Here is a 17,318-nt window from a genome sequence, read left to right as displayed (position 1 = left end):
GCCATGAAGGTCCTGCGCGCTGCCGGTCACAAACGCATGCCGTGGAAGAACGGTGGCGGCGAAACGGTGGAGATCGCCATTTCGCCAGAGGGCGCAGGACTTGCCGATTTCGATTGGCGGGTCAGCACGGCAACCGTTGCCTCCGACGGGCCCTTCTCCGTCTTTCCCGGGATCGACCGCACGCTGTCGATCCTGAAAGGCAAGGGTATGCGGCTCTTCATCGAGGGGCGTGAGCCGGTGCTCCTGACGCAGGAGAGTGAACCCCTCGCCTTTGCCGCCGATATCGCCGTCTCGGCAACGCTGCCGGATGGCACAATCACCGACCTGAACGTGATGAGCAGGCGGGGTACCGTGAGGCACGCAGTCGCGCGGCATTTCATCGATGGCAAGAAGAGCCTGGCATTTGCGAAAGCGATTTTCCTGCTCTTTTGCGCCAACGGAACTCTGGCGGCAAGACCAGGTGCGGCAAGCATCGAACTCGACGCCGGCGATGCAATTCTGCTTGAAGAGAACGATGGCGGCAGGCTCGATCTTTCCGGCCAGGCGCTCTGCTACGCCATCTCGATCGAGAGGGCGTAAAGATCATGGAATGGGCTAGGGAGATCGCTTTTTCGAAACAAGTTCCATATACAACTGGCCTATTCCTCGAACATCTTGCCGCTGCGCGTTTCCAGCCGGTAGCGGTGTCCGGGATAGACGAGACGGGCAGTCGAAACCACCTGACGGGCCGACCAGGTGCGGCGGCGGATGGCAAGGCATGGCTCATTCTGCAGGATTGTCAGCAGCTTGCATTCCCAGGCGCGCGGCACCACCGCCTCGACGATATGCTCCGATGCGCTGAGGGGTGCGGCCGCCGTCAGATAGGCATTCGGCGTCAGCGTCGAAAAGTCCTGCACCAGATAGTCGGGCACCGCCCCCGGATTGACGAAGCGGTCCTCGATCTGCACAGGCACGCCGTTCTCGCTGTGGACGATCAGCGAGTGGAAAACCGGCGCGCCGATCTCAAGCTCCAGCGCATCGGCAACCTCCGGAGAGGCCGGCTCTTCAGCCAAAACGATGACTGTCGCCTCATGGACATGGCCGCGCTCGGCGATCTCGTCGGCGATATTGCGCACCTCGAAGAGCGCCGAATAGCCCTTGCGTTCCGCGACGAAGGAACCGACGCCCTGGATGCGGAGGAGCTCGCCTTCGTTCGCCAGTTCCCGGAGCGCCCGGTTGGCGGTCATCTTGCTGACGCCGAGCTCCACCACCAGCTCGTTTTCGGAGGGCACGCGGTGCCGCGGTGGCCATTCGCCGCTGCGGATCCGGTCGAGAATGACCTGCTTGACGCCGGCATAAAGCGGGCCGCCGTCATTTTCCGCCAGTTCGCGTTTCATCTCGCTGGAACGCTTCATTGCCTATTCCCTTTGCATGAATGGAATCTGCCTTTTAAATCGACTTTCCACTTGCATATCACAAAATATCTCATATGGTACCCTATACAACCTGCCGATCCAAAAATGAAACAAAGGATCAGGACAGGCAAGCCGGCGAAGATCGGCATTCATACCGCAAGGTCTGTCCAATCTCAGAGGAGATCACATCAATGAAGCTCAGCACGATTCTTCTTTCCTGCGCGATGACGGCAGCCGCCTTTGCGGCTCCTGCCTCGGCCAAGGACTGGACGAAGGCGACCATCACGCTCGAAGGCGCCTACGCCCCCTGGAACCTCACCAATGCCGATGGCTCGCTCGGCGGCTTCGAACCGGAGCTTGCTAAGGTCCTGTGCGAACGCGCCAAGATCGAGTGCACACTGGTCGCATCCGACTGGGACGGCATGATCCCGGCGCTGAATGCCGGCAAGTTCGACGTCATCATGGACGCGCTGTCGATCACGGAAGAGCGCAAGCAGGTTATCGACTTCACCATCCCCTACGCTGCAACGCCGGCAGCCTTCGCTACCGCCAAGGACAGCCCGCTTGCTAACGCTTCCGGCACCGGCGCGACGATCAAGATGACGCCCGGCCAGACCGGCGTGAAGGAAATCGAAGCCTTGAAGGAAGCCTTCAAGGGCAAGACGATCGGCATTCAGGCAGCAACCGTCTATGCCAAGTTCGTCTATGACAATTTCGGCAGCATCGCCGAGATCCGCGAATACAAGACGGGCGCTGACCGCGACCTCGACCTGCAGAATGGCCGCATCGACCTCGGCTTCGACGACGCCGTCTACTTCAACAATGCGTTTGAAGCCGCCAATGGCGCGCTTGCCTTTACCGGTCCGGAAATCGTCGGCTCGATCTGGGGCGAGGGCGAAGGGCTTGGCATCCGCAAGGCCGATACGGACCTGCGCGACAAATTCAGCGAGGCGATCAAGTCGGCCCTTGCCGACGGCACGGTCAAGAACCTCTCCATGAAGTGGTTCAAGGTCGACGTCAGCCCGCAGAACTAAGCGTTCGAGGGAATCCGCGTTCCGTGGTCTCCGCTTTGCGATCGGAGACCACGTGCTATTCTGACCGCCCGTCATCACGACGAAGACAGCGCTGGGAAGGCCCATGGCGATACTCGAACTGATTGGATTCGGCTCAACCGGGTGGGGAGCGTTCCTCCTCCTCGGCACATTGCTGACGCTCTGCGTGACCGCAACCGCACTTGCGATCGGCGCCGTGCTCGGCGCGATCATCGCAGCCGCGAAGCTCTCCAGCAATTTCGTGCTCGTCACGATCGGCCATATCTACACCACCGTTTTCCGCGGTGTTCCGGAACTGCTGATCATCTATCTGATCTATTTCGGCGGTTCTTCGGCCATTACCGCGATCGGCCAGTCCATGGGATATGAAGGCTTTCTCGGCCTGCCATCCTTTGCCGCCGGCGCGCTTGCCATCGGCATCATCTCGGGCGCCTATCAGGCGGAGGTCTATCGTGGCGCCTACAACGCCATTTCCAAGGGCGAGCTCGAGGCAGCTTCGGCGATCGGCATGCATCGCGGTCTCAGGTTTCGCCGCATCATCATTCCCCAGGTTCTGCGCCTTGCCATTCCCGGCCTCGGCAATGTCTGGCAGCTCAGCCTGAAGGATTCGGCGCTGATTTCGGTAACCGGCCTTGCAGAATTGATGCGTTCGAGCCAGGTCGCCGCGGGTTCGACCCGGCAATATTTCCTCTTCTATATCGTCGGCGGTGCGCTCTATCTGATCCTCACCAGCCTGTCTGACCGCGTCTTCAACGGCGCCGAGCGCAAGGCCAATCGCAGCATGCCGGCTTCGGCCATGGGCCAGGCATAGGAGGGACAGATGGATATCGCCTTCCTGTTCAGCACCATGGTCACGCTCTTGAAAGCCGTGCCGACGACGCTGATCCTGTTCTTCCTGTCGATCTTCTTCGGCGGATTGCTGGCGCTCGTCATCGTCGCCATGCGCGTCAGCGGCAATCCGATCCTCTCCGGCTTCGCCAAGGGCTACATCTTCATCTTCCGCGGCTCGCCGCTCTTGATCCAGATGTTCCTGGTCTTTTACGGGCTCGGCCAGTTCGGCGTCATCCGCTATTCCTTCCTCTGGCCCTTCCTGCGCGAGCCGATGGTCTGCGCGGTTCTCTCGCTCGCTCTCTGCACCGCCGGCTACTCTGCCGAGATCTTCCGCGGCGGCATTCGCGCCGTCTCGCCGAAGGAAATCGAGGCAGCGCGCGCCATCGGCATGTCCGGCTTCCTGATGGTGCGCCGCATCCTGGCGCCGATCGCCTTCCGGCATGCGCTGCCGGCCTATTCGACCGAAATCGTGCTGATGATGAAATCGACAGCACTCGCAAGCCTCGTGACGGTCTGGGAAGTGACGGGCGTTGCACAGCGGCTGATTTCGCAGACCTACCGCACGATGGAAGTCTTTCTCTGTGCGGCCATCATCTACCTCGTTTTGAACTTCATCATCCTGCAGGCCATGTCCCTCCTGGAATACTGGCTGTCCCGACATCGCCGCGCCATTCCGGCGGCGCTGAAGGCTTGAACCCGACTGAACGTGATTGGAGCTTCCATGCCCGGCGTAACCCGACTTTCGGTCCGCAATATCAGAAAGAGCTTCGGCACCCATGAAGTGCTGCGCGGCATATCGCTCGATGCCGAAGATGGCGATGTAATCTCGCTTCTCGGCGCGTCGGGCTCCGGCAAATCCACTTTCCTGCGCTGTATCAACCTTCTTGAAGTGGCGAGCGACGGCGAAATCTGGGTCGACGGCGAACACATCCAGATGATCCACAAGAACGGCAAGACGAAACCGGCGAGCCAGAAGCAGGTCGACCATATCCGCTCGGAACTCGGCATGGTTTTCCAGTCCTTCAATCTGTGGTCCCACATGACCATCCTGCAGAATGTCATCGAAGGACCCGTCCATGTCTTGAAGCGGCCGCGGGCCGAATGCATCGCCGAAGCCGAAGCGCTGCTCGAAAAGGTCGGCATTGCCGACAAGCGCCATGCCTACCCGGCGCATCTTTCGGGCGGCCAGCAGCAGCGGGCGGCCATTGCCCGTTCGCTCGCCATGAAGCCGAAGGTCATGCTGTTCGACGAGCCGACGTCGGCGCTCGATCCGGAACTGGTCGGCGAAGTGCTGCGCGTCATGCGCGCGCTCGCCGAAGAAGGCATGACCATGCTCGTCGTCACCCACGAGATGAGCTTTGCCCGCAATGTGTCGAACCGCGTCGTCTTCATGCGCGAAGGGCTGGTCGAAAGCAGCGGCACGCCGAACGAAATGTTCGGCGGCGGCGCATCGCCGGCTTTCCGCCAGTTCATCGGCCATTTCGGAACCGGCCAATGACCATCACCATCGACAGGGTTGCCGGCTGGCGCGATATCGCGCGCGTGGCCGAGGGGGAAGCGCTTGGCCTATCGCAAGCGGCCTGGGATCGTGTCACGCATGCAAGCCGCATCGTCGAGCGGATCGTCGAGACCGGCGTGCGGGCCTACGGCATCAATACCGGTGTTGGTGCGCTTTCTGATACCGTTGTCGACAGGGCCTCGCAGAGCAGACTGTCACGCAACATCATTCTCAGCCATGCGGTTGGCGTCGGCGAATTGCTGGCACCGCGCGAAGTGCGCGCCATCATCGCCGCGCAGATCGCCAATTTTGCCCACGGACATTCCGGCGTACGTCCCGAGATCGTCCGCCATCTCGCCATTTTTCTCGAAAAGGGCTGTATTCCCGACGTTCCCTCCAAGGGTTCGGCGGGCTACCTCACCCACAACGCCCACAATGCGCTGGTGCTGATCGGCGAAGGCAGCGCCCGCGTCAAGGGCGGCCATATGAGCGGCCGCGACGCGCTAGCCACCATTGGGCTCGAACCGTTGGTGCTCGGTGCCAAGGAGGGTCTCAGCCTCGTCAACGGTACAGCCTGCGCGACCGGGCTCGCAAGCGTTGCCCTGGCGCGCGCCGAGCGGCTTCTCGACTGGGCCGATGCGATCGCGGCACTCACGCTTGAAGCGGCCGGCTGCCAGATGGGGGCCTTCGATGCGGCTGTTCTGGCACTGCGTCCCTCCAAGGGCATCGCCAGCGTCGGCGCCTCGCTGCGCGCCAGGCTTGCCGGCAGCGGGCTGATATCGGCTGCGACAGGCAAACGGACGCAGGACGCGCTCAGCCTGCGTTCAATCCCGCATGCCCATGGCGCCGCGCGCGATGTCTTCGATATTTCGGCCCTCGTCGTCGATCAGGAGCTTGCCTCGGTCACCGACAATCCCGCCGTGTCAGGCACGCCCGAGGAGCCGATCATATCCTCCGAAGCACATGCCGTAGCCCCTGCCCTTGCGCAGGCTGCCGATAGTCTTGCGACGGCTCTCGCTCAGATTTCCGCCATGAGCGAACGGCGCATGGACCGCCTCGTCAATCCGCTCGTGAGCGGCCTGCCGCCATTCCTGGCAAGCGACGCCGGCAGCAATTCCGGCCTCATGATCGCGCAATATACGGCAGCAGCCCTTGCCAACGAGAACCGGCGACTTGCCGCACCGGCCTCTACCGATGGCGGTATCACATCCGGCCTGCAGGAGGATTTCCTGGCCCACCCGACGGCCGCCGCCAACAAGCTTCTCACGCTGATCGATAATGCCGAATACATCCTGGCAATCGAATTGATGGCGGCTGCGCAGGCCCACGAGTTCCTCGTCGGTACCGCGTCGAGGGCGACGGGTACGGATGCTATCTACAAAGCCGTTCGCACGATCGTGCCTGCCTATGCCGACGACCGGCCGCTTTCGCGCGACATCGAGGCCTTACGCGGACTGATCCGTAAGGCCGCAGCACCAGCAATTCCCTGAGGAGACTTCATGACCGCCAGCTTCGACGTCGCCGTTATCGGCCTCGGTGCCATGGGGAGCGCTGCACTCGCCTTTCTGGCAGTCCGCGGTGTCAGGGCGATCGGCTTCGATGCCTATTTTCCGGCCCATGCGCTGAGTTCCTCGCATGGCGACAGCCGCCTGATCCGGCTCGGTTATTTCGAAGATCCCTCTTATGTGCCGTTGCTCAAGCGCGCCTATCAGAATTGGCGGTCGCTTGAGGCACGACTGCGCACCGAGATCCTGACGATAACAGGCGTGTTGCAGATCGGCGCACCGGACAGCAAGATCGTTGCCGGTACGCGCGCTTCCTCCGAACTCCACGGACTGGCCTATGAGGCGCTGGACAAGGAAGTGATGGCGCGCCGCTTTCCGGCCTTCCAGCTCGACGATCATGAGATGGCGCTGTTTGACCCGCAGGGCGGCTATCTTCGTCCCGAGGCGGCTGTGATGGGCTACCTGAGGCTCGCTGTCGAGGACGGCGCAGTCCTCCATTTCGGCGAGAAGGTAACGGCAATCGAGCCCGATGATGCCGGCGTGACGATCATCTCTGAAATCGGGCGATATCGAGCAGGAAAAATCGTTGTCGCGACCGGATCGTGGATTGCCGAACTGGTACCCCAACTGAAGCAAGCGGCGGTGCCAATCCGTCAGGTGGTTGCCTGGTATCAGCCGCAGGATGATGTCGCCACTCAGCCGCAGCGCATGCCCTGTTTCCTGCGGGACGAAGGTGCGCAAGGCACCTATTTCGGTTTTCCCGCCATCGGCGTCGACGGGGTGAAGGTCGGCAAGCACGCACATTTCCGTGAGCCGATCGATCCTAACAAGCCAAACCCGCCCGTCAACGATGCCGACCGGGATTTGCTTGACAGCTTCATCAGGAAGCGTGTTCCGGCTGCGGCCGGTCTTCGCATGAAGGAAACGACCTGCCGCTATACGATGCTGCCGAGCGAAGACTTTCTTCTCGACCATGTGCCAGGCGAAAAGAACATTGTCGTCGCTTCGCCCTGCTCCGGCCACGGTTTCAAGTTCACGAGCGTCGTCGGCGAAATCCTGGCGGATCTTGCCATTGATGGGCAGACCGACCTGCCGATCAACGCCTTTTCCTTTGCCAAGATCTAGAACCGCGGGCGGCAGCCCGGAGGTATCGGCGGCTGAGTAAGCCGCCGACGGGGGAAGAGCTCGTGGATGATCTCAAGATCGTCGATCTCATCGAACCGCAGAACGCCAAATTCACTGATCTGTCCCTTGTTCGGGCGGACAGTACCGCCAGGCAGATCGGAAGGACCGGAGGAAGAGCAACGTTCTGCTTTGCATTGCGAGGCTAGGAAAGTGGCGTTGCTTTTTCGACCAGCTATATGGGATAATGAGGGGCGCGCATGAACCGCCAGCTTGGCAGGAGCCAACCTGAAATTAATTCTTCACCAATATTGCGCCGATTCTGGCGCAGCGGTTCGTAACCGCTGCACCCTGAGCGAAGAGCCGACCCTTTGCGAAGCCGAGATTGACGCGGCGAGTTTAGACTTGACGAATAATGTCATCGGTGATGTCGCTTTCGATATGCGGGCGGATCCGATGACCGCGACGCGTTCGACCTGATAGTCGGATAAGGCTTCGACATCGATGCGTCCGCATCACCCTCCGTGATTGCAGCCAATCGATTATTCCCGTAAAAGGTTTGAATTACGATGGACACGATTCCCACCGAAGGCTTTGATGCGGCATTGACCCTGACCGATACCCTTGACCATCTCCCGGCCAACAAAAGGCGCGAACTTGCCCGCGTACTGGAGATCATCTTTGCCGAAGTCTAGCAGTTCTGCGCGACCAAACAGTCTGCAAAGAAAGCCAATGGCAAAATCCTCAAGGTCATCCTCTATGGTTCCTATGCCCGCGGCGACTGGGTGGACGACCGGTTGAGTGGTTATCGCTCGGACTACGATATCCTGATTATCGTCAACACCGAGAGTTTCGTTCAGGAGCGGGACCTGTGGCTTTCGCTCGACGAGAGGTTCCTGCAGGAGCAGATCACCCACCAGATCGAGACACCGGTCATCCCGATCGTCCATTCGCTGCACGATCTCAACGACCAGCTGTCGCGCGGCCGCCCTTTTTTCGTGGATATCGCCAGAGACGGAAAGGTCCTCTACGAGGAGGAGGGGCATCCGCTGGCCAAGCCGAAACCGCGGACAACAGAGGAAGCCAACGCCGAGGCACGGAAACATTTCGATCGGTGGTTTCCGCTATCACTCGACGCGCTTGCTTTCGCGCAGTTCGGCGTTTCAAACGAGAAGCCGCGTGACAGCGCATTCATGTTCCACCATACGAAGTGCATCAAGGAGCAGAAGCTGGAGTTTCCCGCTCTATGACTGGCTTGTCCATGTGTCGGCTAAGCTCTTCATAGAGAAGTTCATGTGATTGCTTAGCAAGAAGGACCATGCTCACCGTCTCACACATCGCACGGCGTCCACGCTGGCTGTCCATGGACGTACTATGAGCGGAAGACCATTTCTGAACGACTGCTATAATCTGATCGATTTCTTCGTCATGCAACGAAAGCAGATTGAGTAGAGACATCGCCGGCACCTTGTGTTGCGGCAAGAGCACCCATGGTCTCCCAAGCGGCCACTACCGTTGTACTACCGGGCCGACGTGAGGATCGTACTCCTTAATGCGTGCAGAGTCTTAATTAATTCAATCGCAAGATTGTAAGGCACAAAGATCCCACTTGTGGATCTGGAAAGAATTATTGGGTGGCGTCGAGTTGATTTTCAGCCAATGGCGGATCGCGGCGAACGTCCCGTCACCGATTTAGGCGACAATGCCGCCGATCGTCAGGCCGGCGAATGCGATCAGTCCTGAGATCCTCAACCGGGAGCGTCTTCATGCGCTTCCACTCCTCAGGCGCCGGCTGAACGGATGCCTGGTTCCTGTCCACGGTGTTTTTGAGGGCTTTGATCTCCTCCCGGATCTGGGCGTCGACGCCACCGCTGATCGCAACCGTGGTATCGAGGTGGGCGATCGGCTTGGCCTGGTCATCGAGCCTGGAATGAATGACGGCCCCGCTCTCGTGGGCGTTTTGCTTTTCTTCTTGCAAGTCCTCACGTATCCGTTTCACCCCCTCCTCGACGCGGCGGAGGACGCGAAGGATATCGTCATTCGAAGTCATTAAGCGCGTGCCGTTTCAGTTCACGGACCTCTTGCAGTAATCGATAATATTCCCTTCGATAGGCCTTGAGGTAAAGACTGAGATAGAGAAACGGTTTGAGTTAGGTCGTCTGCTTGTCAGTCTTTAACTGTGCATGAACGGCGCTCTCGGGCGCCTCATTCCCAACACCGCGGCAAACACGCGCACGATCGATGTTGAGGCGCAGATTGTTTCGGAGAGCCTTCGGTCCGGTGCGAAGGTGAATGGGCAAACTGGTTCTGCCCGCACCTGAAGATGCGGTAGAGTTTGCGGCAGTGATCGTCGATCCGCCCGTTTCGCAGCCGTCGGCTAACGAAGGCGGTCGGCCCGAGATCATCATCGGTTCCATTGCTATCCGACTGGAAGAGGGAGCGTCTGTCGTCCGGATTGCAGCCGTCGTGCGTGCCTGCGCGGTTCCGGCATGAAAGAAGTGGTTGTCTTGATGGCTAAGGATGGTACCCTCCTGCCAGTCACCTTACCGGGTGCGGACTTGAGCGTGGTGACCTTCAACTGCCCCGCTTCGGCGGGGCTTTTGGCGTCTTTTGCCGGCCTTCTTTTTCCCTTTCATGTCATCCGGCAGGATGTGCATTCTCGATGCGTGTGCCGCCTCCACGAACGCCTTGCGGGCAACTTCCGGGTCCACATAGAGCTGCATGGCGTCCATCGAGGTCGCCAGCGCATGGTGGAACAGGGCGGGATCGTTTTCGAGATGCGGCCATTGTTTGCTGAGAAGAAATGCAGCGAGATCTTCGACGCTGTGTGCCTGGCGGTATTTCTCCATTCCGTCGATCTCGACGTGAAGCGGACGAATCGGGGTTGGGATCTGAACATTGCCCATGACGCAGTACCTCTCGACATCTCGACAGATTCACATGGGACGCGATTCGAATGCGTCGAGTCGCTCCCTGCGGAATCAGGGGAACTGCAAGGTGGACTGCCAGCTCATCGATCCAAAAGATCGGCCAGAAAAACAAAGGAGCGTAGCGGAGCTTTCAGCGTCGCGACGCGCGGACACGCGCGGGAAAGCGGTAATTCGCGTCACACGAGGGCGTGAAGAAAGGCAGCCGCAGGAGCGTCAGCGTTAGCGGTGCGAAGCAGACGCGGGACCGACTGCCGCACGCCGTCGTGTTCCGTTTTCGGGCCGACGTTGCGACCATTGGCGCTCGTCGTAACACCGACCGGCCTTGCGCTCCCCTCACCGCCCCGGCCGCGCGAGCGACCTTGCGATATCGATGATGTCGTCGCGGCGGTCTGCGCTGAAGGAACCCCCGCAAAAAATCTTCGTCCATGTCGGGAACGGATCTCCTCGTACGTCTATTAGAGGTGGGACCGTAGAAAATCATCATGCGCGCTCGCCAGCCTCGAAGAGAAGACGCGAAAACGCCGAAAGGCTGATCGGATAGCGAGACGGTCAGAACGGATCAAGGGAGCAAGCACATGGACACGAGTGAGTTGAGACCTGCGAAGGAACTGGCGGAGAAACGCGCAAGCAGATTCACGACCGAAACCCCGGACTACGCCGAGGCAAGGAAGGCCCTCTTGGCGGAGGAGATCGAAGTCCGACGACATCTCTCCAAGCTTGCGGAGCAGCGCCGGCGCCTGCCTCCCGGCCCGGTCGTCCAAAAGGACTATCGCTTCAAGGATGAAAACGGTGACGAAGTCGGTCTCGCGGACCTGTTCGGGGATCATGATACGCTTGTGACGTACTTCTGGATGTTCGGCCCGCAGCGCGAACGGCCCTGCCCCATGTGCACGAACTTCCTCGGGGGAGCGAACGGCAACGGCGCCGATGTCAAGCAGCGGGTCGCGTTCAAGATTATCGGTCGCAGCCCAGTGGATCGGCAGCGCGCGTTCGCCATCGAACGCGGCTGGCGCGACCTCGATTTCGTTCAGACCGTCTGCGACGACTATGCGCGAGACTTGGGCCTGCTCGACGGCAAGGGCTACGAATCTCCTGGGTTCACGGTCTACCAGAAGATCAGGAATGAGGTTCGGGTCTTCTACAATGCCGAGATGCCGGCTGAAGCGGCGGATCCCGGCCAGGATCCGAGGGGCGCGGTCGATATCGCACCGCTTTGGAACATCCTGGACATGACGCCGGACGGCCGCGGTACGGACTGGTACCCGAAGCTCAATTACTGAGTTCGATCGCTCCAGTCGTCGGACGCGAAGCGACGACGCTGTCGGTACCCCGTGGACTTGGTGTTTGCGAAAAGGCCTCCCCTCGCCTGAGTCCGCGCCGATTTCAGTCCAGCCATGGATCGATTATGATCAAGTTTGTGCCACCGAAATCCTGAGCATTCCGTGTGACCACAGTTAATCCATGAACCAGCGCAGTAGCCGCTATCAAAGCATCAGCCTCGTTGCGGCGGTCTGGAATATGCAGATGGGCACAACGCGTAGCTACCGCGTCATCGATTGGCAGTATTCGCTCAGCAAATTCAGGGCGAACCCGGCCATCCATCCATCGCCGCAAGCGAGAACCCTGGTCAGCGTCGCGACGCTGGATGCCTAGTATCCCACGCTCAAGTTCTAGGATCGTAATCGCGGAAATGAACAGGTCGTTGGAGTCTTGCGCACCCACCCACTTCGTCACATTCGGATCGGCTTTCCCGTCGCCAACTTTGCGCAACTCCGAGACGACATTTGTATCTAGCAGATGCTTCAAGACAGATCGATCCGGCGAGGCGCGATTTCGGCTCGAGGTAGATCGAAATCAATGGATGACAAACCAGGCATTGAAAGCGCATCGACCAGATTGCGGCGCTTACCAGTCAGGCGCTCGAACTCGCTGTAGGTCATCAACACATGGGACGGCTTCCCGCGATCGGTGATAACTACAGGTCCGTTTTTGGCGGCCTTCTTTGCCCTGCTGACATCGTGGTTCAGCTCCCGACTAGATAAACTCGTTAAGCTCATAGAATGCCTCCATGTAGGAACGTACCTACATATAAGGTATCATTTGCAGTGAAGCAAGATCTAACAACGCTCTGAACCAATTCGAATCAGCGTTCTTCAATTGAGTGCCAAAGGAAGAACTTCGTCGACGAAAAACCAGCGCGCTGGCGAGGCTGCGGCAGTTCGATAACGTGGCCGTCGTTGATCTGGTCGAGCGCTTTTTCGAGATCGGTCGCCACGTCTGACCGCGAGCGAATACCAGGCAGAGTTCGACGCCCAGCTTGCCGCCGGCTTCAGGCCTCAATGGGCCGCTGGGGCGAAGAGGCAAAGCCATAGCTCACGTAGCAATGCCGGCGCGCAGTTTCAGCGCTAGATCCGGGCTGTCCGAGGTCAAGCTGCCGATGCTGCGCTCCAGCCAGTGGCGGATGCCGGGCTCGTCGTTGAGGGTCCAGACACAGAGGCGGTCGAGCGGCAGCCGGCTGCGGATCAAGTCCCATTCGGCTTCCATCAGCTCGTGATGAATGGCAACGATCTCCACCAGCCCGTTCAGGCGGTCGATGAAGGCGGCGAGCCCGCCCTGCTTCTCGGCCCAGGCGGCGTTGACGGAGACTAGGCGGGAAACATCAGGCGCGTGAAGACGGCACTCCTCCAGCACCGACGTATCGAAGGAGGTCAGGTAGGAACGTTCGCTGACACCGAAGCGAAAAAGCTCGGCTGCGACGCGCGCGGCAATGTCAGGATAGGGCGTACCGGTCTCGTCGATCTTGATCTCGACATGTAGGTCGATGCCCTTGTTGACGGCAAGCACGTCGAGCACATCGGCGAGCGTCGGAATGGCCTCGTCCGTGCCTTTCAACCTGACGGACTTGCGGGCTTCCACCGACAGGTCCTGCACCGGGCCAACACCTTCGGCGGTGCGTTCCAGCGTCGCGTCGTGGATGACGACGAGTTCGCCCGAGCGCGTCAGGTGCACGTCGAATTCGATGGCGTCGACCCCGAGCGCGGTCGCGTTGCGGAAGCCGGCGAGCGAGTTTTCGGGCCAGAGGTTGCGGGCGCCGCGGTGGCCGGTGATAAGCGTCATGAAATATCCTTCAACCTGTTGATTTCATAAGCGTTAGCGGATCGTCGGGTCGAGCTTGTCGCGCAGCCAGTCGCCGACGAGCGAGATCGAAAGTGTCGTCAGCATGATGACGGCGGCGGGCGCCAGCATGATCCAGGGTGCGCGCGTCAGATATTCGCGCCCGAAGCCCACCATGTTGCCGAGGCTGGTTTCTGGCGGCTGCACGCCGAGGCCAAGGAAGGAGAGCCCGCTTTCCATCAGGATGATTTCCGGGAAAGTGAGGGTCATGGAAACGATCAGCGTCGAGGCGACGTTCGGCAGGATATGATGCAGGTAGACGCGGGAAGGTGTGGCACCAAGCTGCACCACCGCCGCCGCATAACCCTGCGCGCCGGCGGCAATGGCGAGGCCGCGGGCGATGCGCGCATAGCGCTCCCAGCCGTAGAAACCCATGAGGCAGACGAGCAGCAGCATCGAGGAGCCGAAGAAGGCGAGAACCGCGAGCGACATGATGAGGAAGGGAAGTGCCGCCTGGAAATCGGCGAATATCAGGACCAGATGCTCTACAAAGCCGCGCAGCTGCGCCGCCAGGAACCCGAGCAGCGTGCCGAAGAGTGCCGACAGGATCGTCGCGCCGAAGGCGATGACGAGCGAGACGCGGATCGACTGGATGAGGCGCGAAAGCACGTCGCGGCCGAGTTCGTCCGTGCCAAGCAGATGCTTGAGCCCGCCCGGCGCCGAAAGCCGGCTGCTGAGATCCATGGCCGTGATGTTGAACGGGCGGATGGTATCGGCGAAAATGGCGGTCAGCACCATTGCCGCAAGCCACAGCAGGCAGACCGCCACCGAAAGCGGCACGTTGCGGCGCAGGAAGGAGACGGGGCGGTTCGGCTTTCCGGAAGCCGGCGTACCAGCGAGATCGACAGTTGCCATCGGCTTTCTCCTCAATGTCCGGCCGCGTGCGAGCGAAGGCGCGGATCGAGCCAGCCGTAGAGCAGGTCGACGACGAGGTTCGACAGGACCATGACGGCGGCGATGATCAGCAGGATGCATTGAACGACGGCGAGGTCGCGATTGCTGACGGAGACCACCAGCAGGCGGCCGATGCCGGGCCAGGAAAAGATCGATTCCACCACGACTGCGCCTGCTATCAGCGAGCCGACCATGAAGCCGACGATCGTGACGATCGGCACCGCCGCATTGGGCAATGCGTGGTTCCAGACCACGTCGCGCCATGTCAGCCCCTTGGCCGAGGCGGTGCGAATATAGGGCTGGCCCATCACCTCGATCATGGCACTGCGCGAAAAGCGGGCGAGGATGCCGATGCCGCCGATGCTCATGGTCAGCGTCGGCAGAATGCCGTGCACCCAGGTATCCTGCCCGCCCGAGGGCAGCCAGCCGAGGATGACCGAGAAGAGCAGCACGAGCAGCAATCCCATGACGAAAGAGGGAATGGTGAAGCCGAGGACGGCTAGCAGGATGACGCCGCGATCGGAGAAGCTTTGCCGGTGCAGCGCCGCGTAGACGCCGGCCGGAATGCCGAAGACGAGCTTCAAAATGAGGGCCGGCACCGTCAGCTGCAGTGTCGCCGGCACACGTTCCAGCACCAGCTGGATTGCGGATGCCTTGTCACGCATCGAGACGCCGAAATCACCGGTGAATATCGACTTGATATAGGCGAGATATTGGATCCAGAGCGGCTGGTCGAGGCCCCATGCCTTGCGGAAGGCATCGACCGCCTCCCGCGGCACGTCAGGCCCGAGCATCACCATGGCGGGATCGCCCGACATGCGCAGGACCACGAAGGCGAAGGTGACGACCGCCATGATGGTCACCATCGCACGGAACAGGCGGACGAGTACAAAACGGATCATGGAACCCTCCCTATGCGGCCACCGGCGCGGTCTCGCCCGCCACGACATGGCAGGCGGCGGCGCGGTACTCGCCGATCCCTTGGAGCTCCGGCACGACGGAACGGCAGATGTCACGGGCCAGCGGACAGCGCGGATGGAAGGCGCAGCCAGAGGGGCGCTTGGCCGGGTTCGGCGGCTCGCCCTGCAGGATGACGCGGCCTTCGAGTGGCTTGCCGGGAATGGGCACGCTGGATACCAGCGCCTTCGTGTAGGGATGCTGCGGGGCGCGGAAGATGACGTCGGAAGAGGCCTCCTCAACGATGCGGCCGAGATACATGACCGCGACACGGTCGGCGATGTTGCGCACCACCTTCAGGTCGTGGCTGATGAAGACCATGGCGATGCCGTTCTTTTCCTGCAGGTCGCGCATCATGTTGACGACCTGCGCCTGGATGGAGACGTCGAGCGCCGAAACCGGCTCGTCGCAGACGAGCAGTTTTGGTCGCGAAGCCAGCGCCCGGGCGATCACGGCGCGCTGGCGCTGGCCGCCCGAAAGTTCGTGGGGATAGCGGTCTGCCTGGTCATCGCGTAGGCCGACGGCCCGCATCAGTTCCGTCACTCGCGACCCCTGATGCTCCCTAGGAATGAGCTTGTGGATATCAAGCGGCTCGGCGATCTGCTTCGCAATCGTTACGCGGCGGTCGAGCGCTGCGAGCGGGTCCTGGAAGACGAACTGCATCTTGGCGCGCAGTGCCCGCCATTCCGCGGTATGGCGCGCCGGCATCGGCTGCCCCTGGAAGCGCACGCTTCCTTGCTGCGCGTCATCTATGCCGAGCAGCATGCGCCCAAGCGTCGATTTGCCGGAGCCGGATTCGCCGACGATGCCGAGTGTTTCGCCCGGCATGACCGAAAGCGAAACGGCGTCGACGGCGCGCACCGGCGTCGGGCGGCCGAAGAGGCCGCGACGGATCTGATAAATGCGGACGAGATCGTGGACTTCGATGAGCGGTGTCATTGCAGCAGGCCTTCGGCGATACGGGACGGCCGGGTCTCGACGGCACCCGCGACGGGCACCGGGCGCGTGCAGGCGAGCTTGCGGCCGCCATCCAGGGAAACGAGCGGCGGGCGCTCGCTGCGACAGGCCTCGACGGCGCGCGGACAGCGCGGCGAGAAGGAACAGCCCTCCGGCAGATGTTTCGGATTGGGAACGGTGCCGGGAATGGGGATCAGCCGTTCGCGGGTGCCGTCGAGGCGCGGAATGGCATCGAACAGGCCGCGCGTATAGGGGTGGCGCGGCTCGGAGAAGAGCTGTTCGACACTGCCCTCCTCCACGATGCGTCCGGCATACATGACGCAGACGCGCTCGCAGACTTGGCTGACTGCGCCGAGATCATGGCTGATGAAAACGGTCGCCATGCCGGTTTCGGCACGCAGGCCGATCAAGAGATCGAGGATCTGCGCCTGGATCGTCGCATCGAGCGCGGTGGTCGGTTCGTCGGCAATCAGAAGATCGGGCTGACCGGCGAGCGCCATGGCGATCATCAGGCGCTGGCACTGGCCGCCGGAAAACTCGTGCGGATAGAGATCGAAGCGGCGGCGCGAATCGGGAATGCCGACCATATCGATCAGCCGCAGCGCCTCGACCTTTGCCGCCTCGCCGACGAGGCCGCGATGGACCGACAACGCCTCGGAAATCTGCCGGCCGATACGCAGCACGGGATTGAGCGAGCTGGACGGGTCCTGGAAGATCATGGCGATGCGGCTACCGCGCACGCTTTCGAGCACCGTGCGCGATCCGCCGATCAGTTCGCGTCCTTCGATTTGCACCGAGCCGGAAACGCTCGCCTTGCCGGGCAGCAGGCCAAGGGCTGCAAGCCACGTGACCGACTTGCCGCAGCCGGATTTGCCGACGAGGCCGAGCGCCTCGCCTCTGGCGACATCGAGATCGATGCCGTGGAGAACCTGCACCCCGTCGAAGGCGACCGCCAGGTCACGCAGTTCCACGAGATTGGAGCCGGTCGTGGCCATCTTTCATCC

Annotated in this window: 22 protein-coding genes and 2 pseudogenes; 13 read left to right on the top strand and 11 right to left on the bottom strand. The window is 61.2% G+C overall.

Going from position 1 to position 17,318, the window contains the following annotated elements; all coding sequences use genetic code 11:
• The first annotated feature begins 3 nt into the window (after nucleotides 1-3).
• Nucleotides 4-579: a HutD/Ves family protein gene (locus tag ACR9ZQ_RS40100; protein WP_481430716.1), complete on the top strand. Its 576-nt coding sequence runs from the start codon at nucleotides 4-6 to the stop codon at nucleotides 577-579.
• Nucleotides 580-638: 59 nt separating this feature from the next.
• Here the strand turns inward: ACR9ZQ_RS40100 and hutC are convergent, their stop codons facing one another.
• Nucleotides 639-1,394 carry a histidine utilization repressor gene (gene hutC / locus ACR9ZQ_RS40095; RefSeq protein ID WP_481430715.1) on the bottom strand — a complete coding sequence of 252 codons (756 nt, stop codon included), beginning with the start codon at nucleotides 1,392-1,394 and terminating at the stop codon, nucleotides 639-641.
• A gap of 191 nt (nucleotides 1,395-1,585) precedes the next feature.
• Between hutC and ACR9ZQ_RS40090 the strand changes: the two genes are divergently transcribed.
• The 9 genes and pseudogenes from ACR9ZQ_RS40090 to ACR9ZQ_RS40050 form a co-directional block, all read left to right on the top strand.
• Nucleotides 1,586-2,428: a transporter substrate-binding domain-containing protein gene (locus ACR9ZQ_RS40090; RefSeq protein ID WP_310380576.1), complete on the top strand. Its 843-nt coding sequence runs from the start codon at nucleotides 1,586-1,588 to the stop codon at nucleotides 2,426-2,428.
• Nucleotides 2,429-2,531: 103 nt separating this feature from the next.
• Entirely contained in the window at nucleotides 2,532-3,257 is a 726-nt protein-coding gene (locus ACR9ZQ_RS40085) for an ABC transporter permease (protein ID WP_481430714.1), read from the top strand.
• Between the two features lie 9 nt (nucleotides 3,258-3,266).
• Nucleotides 3,267-3,971: an ABC transporter permease gene (locus tag ACR9ZQ_RS40080; protein ID WP_007817207.1), complete on the top strand. Its 705-nt coding sequence runs from the start codon at nucleotides 3,267-3,269 to the stop codon at nucleotides 3,969-3,971.
• A 27-nt stretch (nucleotides 3,972-3,998) separates the two neighbouring features.
• Nucleotides 3,999-4,775, top strand: coding sequence for an ABC transporter ATP-binding protein (locus ACR9ZQ_RS40075; protein WP_310380572.1), 777 nt, complete (start codon nucleotides 3,999-4,001; stop codon nucleotides 4,773-4,775).
• Nucleotides 4,772-6,265: an HAL/PAL/TAL family ammonia-lyase gene (locus ACR9ZQ_RS40070; protein ID WP_481430713.1), complete on the top strand. Its 1,494-nt coding sequence runs from the start codon at nucleotides 4,772-4,774 to the stop codon at nucleotides 6,263-6,265. The genes ACR9ZQ_RS40075 and ACR9ZQ_RS40070 overlap by 4 nt, the downstream gene beginning before the upstream one ends.
• Before the next feature lie 9 nt (nucleotides 6,266-6,274).
• Nucleotides 6,275-7,405, top strand: coding sequence for an N-methyl-L-tryptophan oxidase (gene solA / locus ACR9ZQ_RS40065; RefSeq protein WP_481430712.1), 1,131 nt, complete (start codon nucleotides 6,275-6,277; stop codon nucleotides 7,403-7,405).
• A 270-nt stretch (nucleotides 7,406-7,675) separates the two neighbouring features.
• The gene (locus ACR9ZQ_RS40060; protein ID WP_481430711.1) at nucleotides 7,676-7,882 is read left to right on the top strand and encodes a hypothetical protein; all 207 of its coding nucleotides are present in this window, start codon (nucleotides 7,676-7,678) and stop codon (nucleotides 7,880-7,882) included.
• Nucleotides 7,883-7,971: 89 nt separating this feature from the next.
• Nucleotides 7,972-8,097 carry a hypothetical protein gene (locus ACR9ZQ_RS40055; RefSeq protein ID WP_481430710.1) on the top strand — a complete coding sequence of 42 codons (126 nt, stop codon included), beginning with the start codon at nucleotides 7,972-7,974 and terminating at the stop codon, nucleotides 8,095-8,097.
• A gap of 36 nt (nucleotides 8,098-8,133) precedes the next feature.
• Nucleotides 8,134-8,652: pseudogene (locus ACR9ZQ_RS40050) on the top strand (nucleotidyltransferase domain-containing protein); the annotation flags it as partial.
• Nucleotides 8,653-9,094: 442 nt separating this feature from the next.
• Here ACR9ZQ_RS40050 and ACR9ZQ_RS40045 read toward each other — a convergent pair.
• Nucleotides 9,095-9,452: pseudogene (locus ACR9ZQ_RS40045) on the bottom strand (DUF1515 domain-containing protein).
• Between the two features lie 242 nt (nucleotides 9,453-9,694).
• Here ACR9ZQ_RS40045 and ACR9ZQ_RS40040 point away from each other — a divergent pair.
• Nucleotides 9,695-9,895 carry a hypothetical protein gene (locus tag ACR9ZQ_RS40040; protein WP_481430709.1) on the top strand — a complete coding sequence of 67 codons (201 nt, stop codon included), beginning with the start codon at nucleotides 9,695-9,697 and terminating at the stop codon, nucleotides 9,893-9,895.
• Nucleotides 9,896-9,945: 50 nt separating this feature from the next.
• Here ACR9ZQ_RS40040 and ACR9ZQ_RS40035 read toward each other — a convergent pair whose 3' ends face one another.
• Nucleotides 9,946-10,308: a DUF982 domain-containing protein gene (locus ACR9ZQ_RS40035; protein WP_481430708.1), complete on the bottom strand. Its 363-nt coding sequence runs from the start codon at nucleotides 10,306-10,308 to the stop codon at nucleotides 9,946-9,948.
• Nucleotides 10,309-10,907: 599 nt separating this feature from the next.
• On the opposite strand from ACR9ZQ_RS40035, the gene ACR9ZQ_RS40030 reads away from it, so the two are divergent.
• Nucleotides 10,908-11,612, top strand: coding sequence for a DUF899 family protein (locus tag ACR9ZQ_RS40030; protein WP_481430707.1), 705 nt, complete (start codon nucleotides 10,908-10,910; stop codon nucleotides 11,610-11,612).
• Nucleotides 11,613-11,715: 103 nt separating this feature from the next.
• Here ACR9ZQ_RS40030 and ACR9ZQ_RS40025 read toward each other — a convergent pair whose 3' ends face one another.
• The 3 genes from ACR9ZQ_RS40025 to ACR9ZQ_RS40015 form a co-directional block, all read right to left on the bottom strand.
• Nucleotides 11,716-12,138: a PIN domain-containing protein gene (locus ACR9ZQ_RS40025; RefSeq protein WP_481430706.1), complete on the bottom strand. Its 423-nt coding sequence runs from the start codon at nucleotides 12,136-12,138 to the stop codon at nucleotides 11,716-11,718.
• Complete coding sequence (locus tag ACR9ZQ_RS40020) at nucleotides 12,135-12,389, bottom strand: type II toxin-antitoxin system Phd/YefM family antitoxin (protein WP_481430705.1); 255 nt, start codon at nucleotides 12,387-12,389, stop codon at nucleotides 12,135-12,137. Before ACR9ZQ_RS40020 ends, ACR9ZQ_RS40025 begins: the two co-directional genes overlap by 4 nt.
• Before the next feature lie 86 nt (nucleotides 12,390-12,475).
• Nucleotides 12,476-12,607: a hypothetical protein gene (locus tag ACR9ZQ_RS40015; RefSeq protein ID WP_310380554.1), complete on the bottom strand. Its 132-nt coding sequence runs from the start codon at nucleotides 12,605-12,607 to the stop codon at nucleotides 12,476-12,478.
• A gap of 2 nt (nucleotides 12,608-12,609) precedes the next feature.
• On the opposite strand from ACR9ZQ_RS40015, the gene ACR9ZQ_RS40010 reads away from it, so the two are divergent.
• Complete coding sequence (locus ACR9ZQ_RS40010) at nucleotides 12,610-12,741, top strand: hypothetical protein (protein ID WP_405049700.1); 132 nt, start codon at nucleotides 12,610-12,612, stop codon at nucleotides 12,739-12,741.
• On the opposite strand, the gene ACR9ZQ_RS40005 is transcribed toward ACR9ZQ_RS40010, so the two are convergent.
• From ACR9ZQ_RS40005 to ACR9ZQ_RS39985, 5 genes are read right to left on the bottom strand one after another with little or no spacing between them, the layout of a single operon-like run.
• Nucleotides 12,706-13,449 carry a glycerophosphodiester phosphodiesterase family protein gene (locus ACR9ZQ_RS40005; protein ID WP_481430704.1) on the bottom strand — a complete coding sequence of 248 codons (744 nt, stop codon included), beginning with the start codon at nucleotides 13,447-13,449 and terminating at the stop codon, nucleotides 12,706-12,708. The two genes, ACR9ZQ_RS40010 and ACR9ZQ_RS40005, sit on opposite strands and share 36 nt — an antisense overlap.
• A 33-nt stretch (nucleotides 13,450-13,482) precedes the next feature.
• Complete coding sequence (locus ACR9ZQ_RS40000; protein ID WP_481430703.1) at nucleotides 13,483-14,361, bottom strand: ABC transporter permease; 879 nt, start codon at nucleotides 14,359-14,361, stop codon at nucleotides 13,483-13,485.
• Nucleotides 14,362-14,372: 11 nt separating this feature from the next.
• On the bottom strand, nucleotides 14,373-15,302 hold the full coding sequence (locus ACR9ZQ_RS39995; RefSeq protein ID WP_113320742.1) for an ABC transporter permease: 930 nt from the start codon (nucleotides 15,300-15,302) through the stop codon (nucleotides 14,373-14,375).
• Nucleotides 15,303-15,312: 10 nt separating this feature from the next.
• On the bottom strand, nucleotides 15,313-16,296 hold the full coding sequence (locus ACR9ZQ_RS39990; RefSeq protein ID WP_481430702.1) for an ABC transporter ATP-binding protein: 984 nt from the start codon (nucleotides 16,294-16,296) through the stop codon (nucleotides 15,313-15,315).
• Nucleotides 16,293-17,309: an ABC transporter ATP-binding protein gene (locus ACR9ZQ_RS39985; protein WP_481430701.1), complete on the bottom strand. Its 1,017-nt coding sequence runs from the start codon at nucleotides 17,307-17,309 to the stop codon at nucleotides 16,293-16,295. The genes ACR9ZQ_RS39990 and ACR9ZQ_RS39985 overlap by 4 nt, the downstream gene beginning before the upstream one ends.
• Nucleotides 17,310-17,318: the final 9 nt, after the last annotated feature.

The sequence above is a fragment of the Rhizobium sp. KNZ14-9A genome, assembly GCF_056755015.1.
This window is presented reverse-complemented; position numbering and strand designations above follow the sequence as displayed.

Bases quoted from the DNA above. Each gene is read 5' to 3' on its own strand.
- ACR9ZQ_RS39995 (WP_113320742.1), bottom strand. From the start codon at position 15,302: ATGATCCGTTTTGTACTCGTCCGCCTGTTCCGTGCGATGGTGACCATC.
- ACR9ZQ_RS40075 (WP_310380572.1), top strand. From the start codon at position 3,999: ATGCCCGGCGTAACCCGACTTTCGGTCCGCAATATCAGAAAGAGCTTC.
- ACR9ZQ_RS40020 (WP_481430705.1), bottom strand. From the start codon at position 12,389: ATGAGCTTAACGAGTTTATCTAGTCGGGAGCTGAACCACGATGTCAGC.
- ACR9ZQ_RS40090 (WP_310380576.1), top strand. From the start codon at position 1,586: ATGAAGCTCAGCACGATTCTTCTTTCCTGCGCGATGACGGCAGCCGCC.
- solA (WP_481430712.1), top strand. From the start codon at position 6,275: ATGACCGCCAGCTTCGACGTCGCCGTTATCGGCCTCGGTGCCATGGGG.
- ACR9ZQ_RS40100 (WP_481430716.1), top strand. From the start codon at position 4: ATGAAGGTCCTGCGCGCTGCCGGTCACAAACGCATGCCGTGGAAGAAC.
- ACR9ZQ_RS39985 (WP_481430701.1), bottom strand. From the start codon at position 17,309: ATGGCCACGACCGGCTCCAATCTCGTGGAACTGCGTGACCTGGCGGTC.
- ACR9ZQ_RS40030 (WP_481430707.1), top strand. From the start codon at position 10,908: ATGGACACGAGTGAGTTGAGACCTGCGAAGGAACTGGCGGAGAAACGC.
- ACR9ZQ_RS40040 (WP_481430709.1), top strand. From the start codon at position 9,695: ATGGGCAAACTGGTTCTGCCCGCACCTGAAGATGCGGTAGAGTTTGCG.
- ACR9ZQ_RS40085 (WP_481430714.1), top strand. From the start codon at position 2,532: ATGGCGATACTCGAACTGATTGGATTCGGCTCAACCGGGTGGGGAGCG.
- hutC (WP_481430715.1), bottom strand. From the start codon at position 1,394: ATGAAGCGTTCCAGCGAGATGAAACGCGAACTGGCGGAAAATGACGGC.
- ACR9ZQ_RS39990 (WP_481430702.1), bottom strand. From the start codon at position 16,296: ATGACACCGCTCATCGAAGTCCACGATCTCGTCCGCATTTATCAGATC.
- ACR9ZQ_RS40005 (WP_481430704.1), bottom strand. From the start codon at position 13,449: ATGACGCTTATCACCGGCCACCGCGGCGCCCGCAACCTCTGGCCCGAA.
- ACR9ZQ_RS40070 (WP_481430713.1), top strand. From the start codon at position 4,772: ATGACCATCACCATCGACAGGGTTGCCGGCTGGCGCGATATCGCGCGC.
- ACR9ZQ_RS40080 (WP_007817207.1), top strand. From the start codon at position 3,267: ATGGATATCGCCTTCCTGTTCAGCACCATGGTCACGCTCTTGAAAGCC.
- ACR9ZQ_RS40035 (WP_481430708.1), bottom strand. From the start codon at position 10,308: ATGGGCAATGTTCAGATCCCAACCCCGATTCGTCCGCTTCACGTCGAG.
- ACR9ZQ_RS40055 (WP_481430710.1), top strand. From the start codon at position 7,972: ATGGACACGATTCCCACCGAAGGCTTTGATGCGGCATTGACCCTGACC.
- ACR9ZQ_RS40000 (WP_481430703.1), bottom strand. From the start codon at position 14,361: ATGGCAACTGTCGATCTCGCTGGTACGCCGGCTTCCGGAAAGCCGAAC.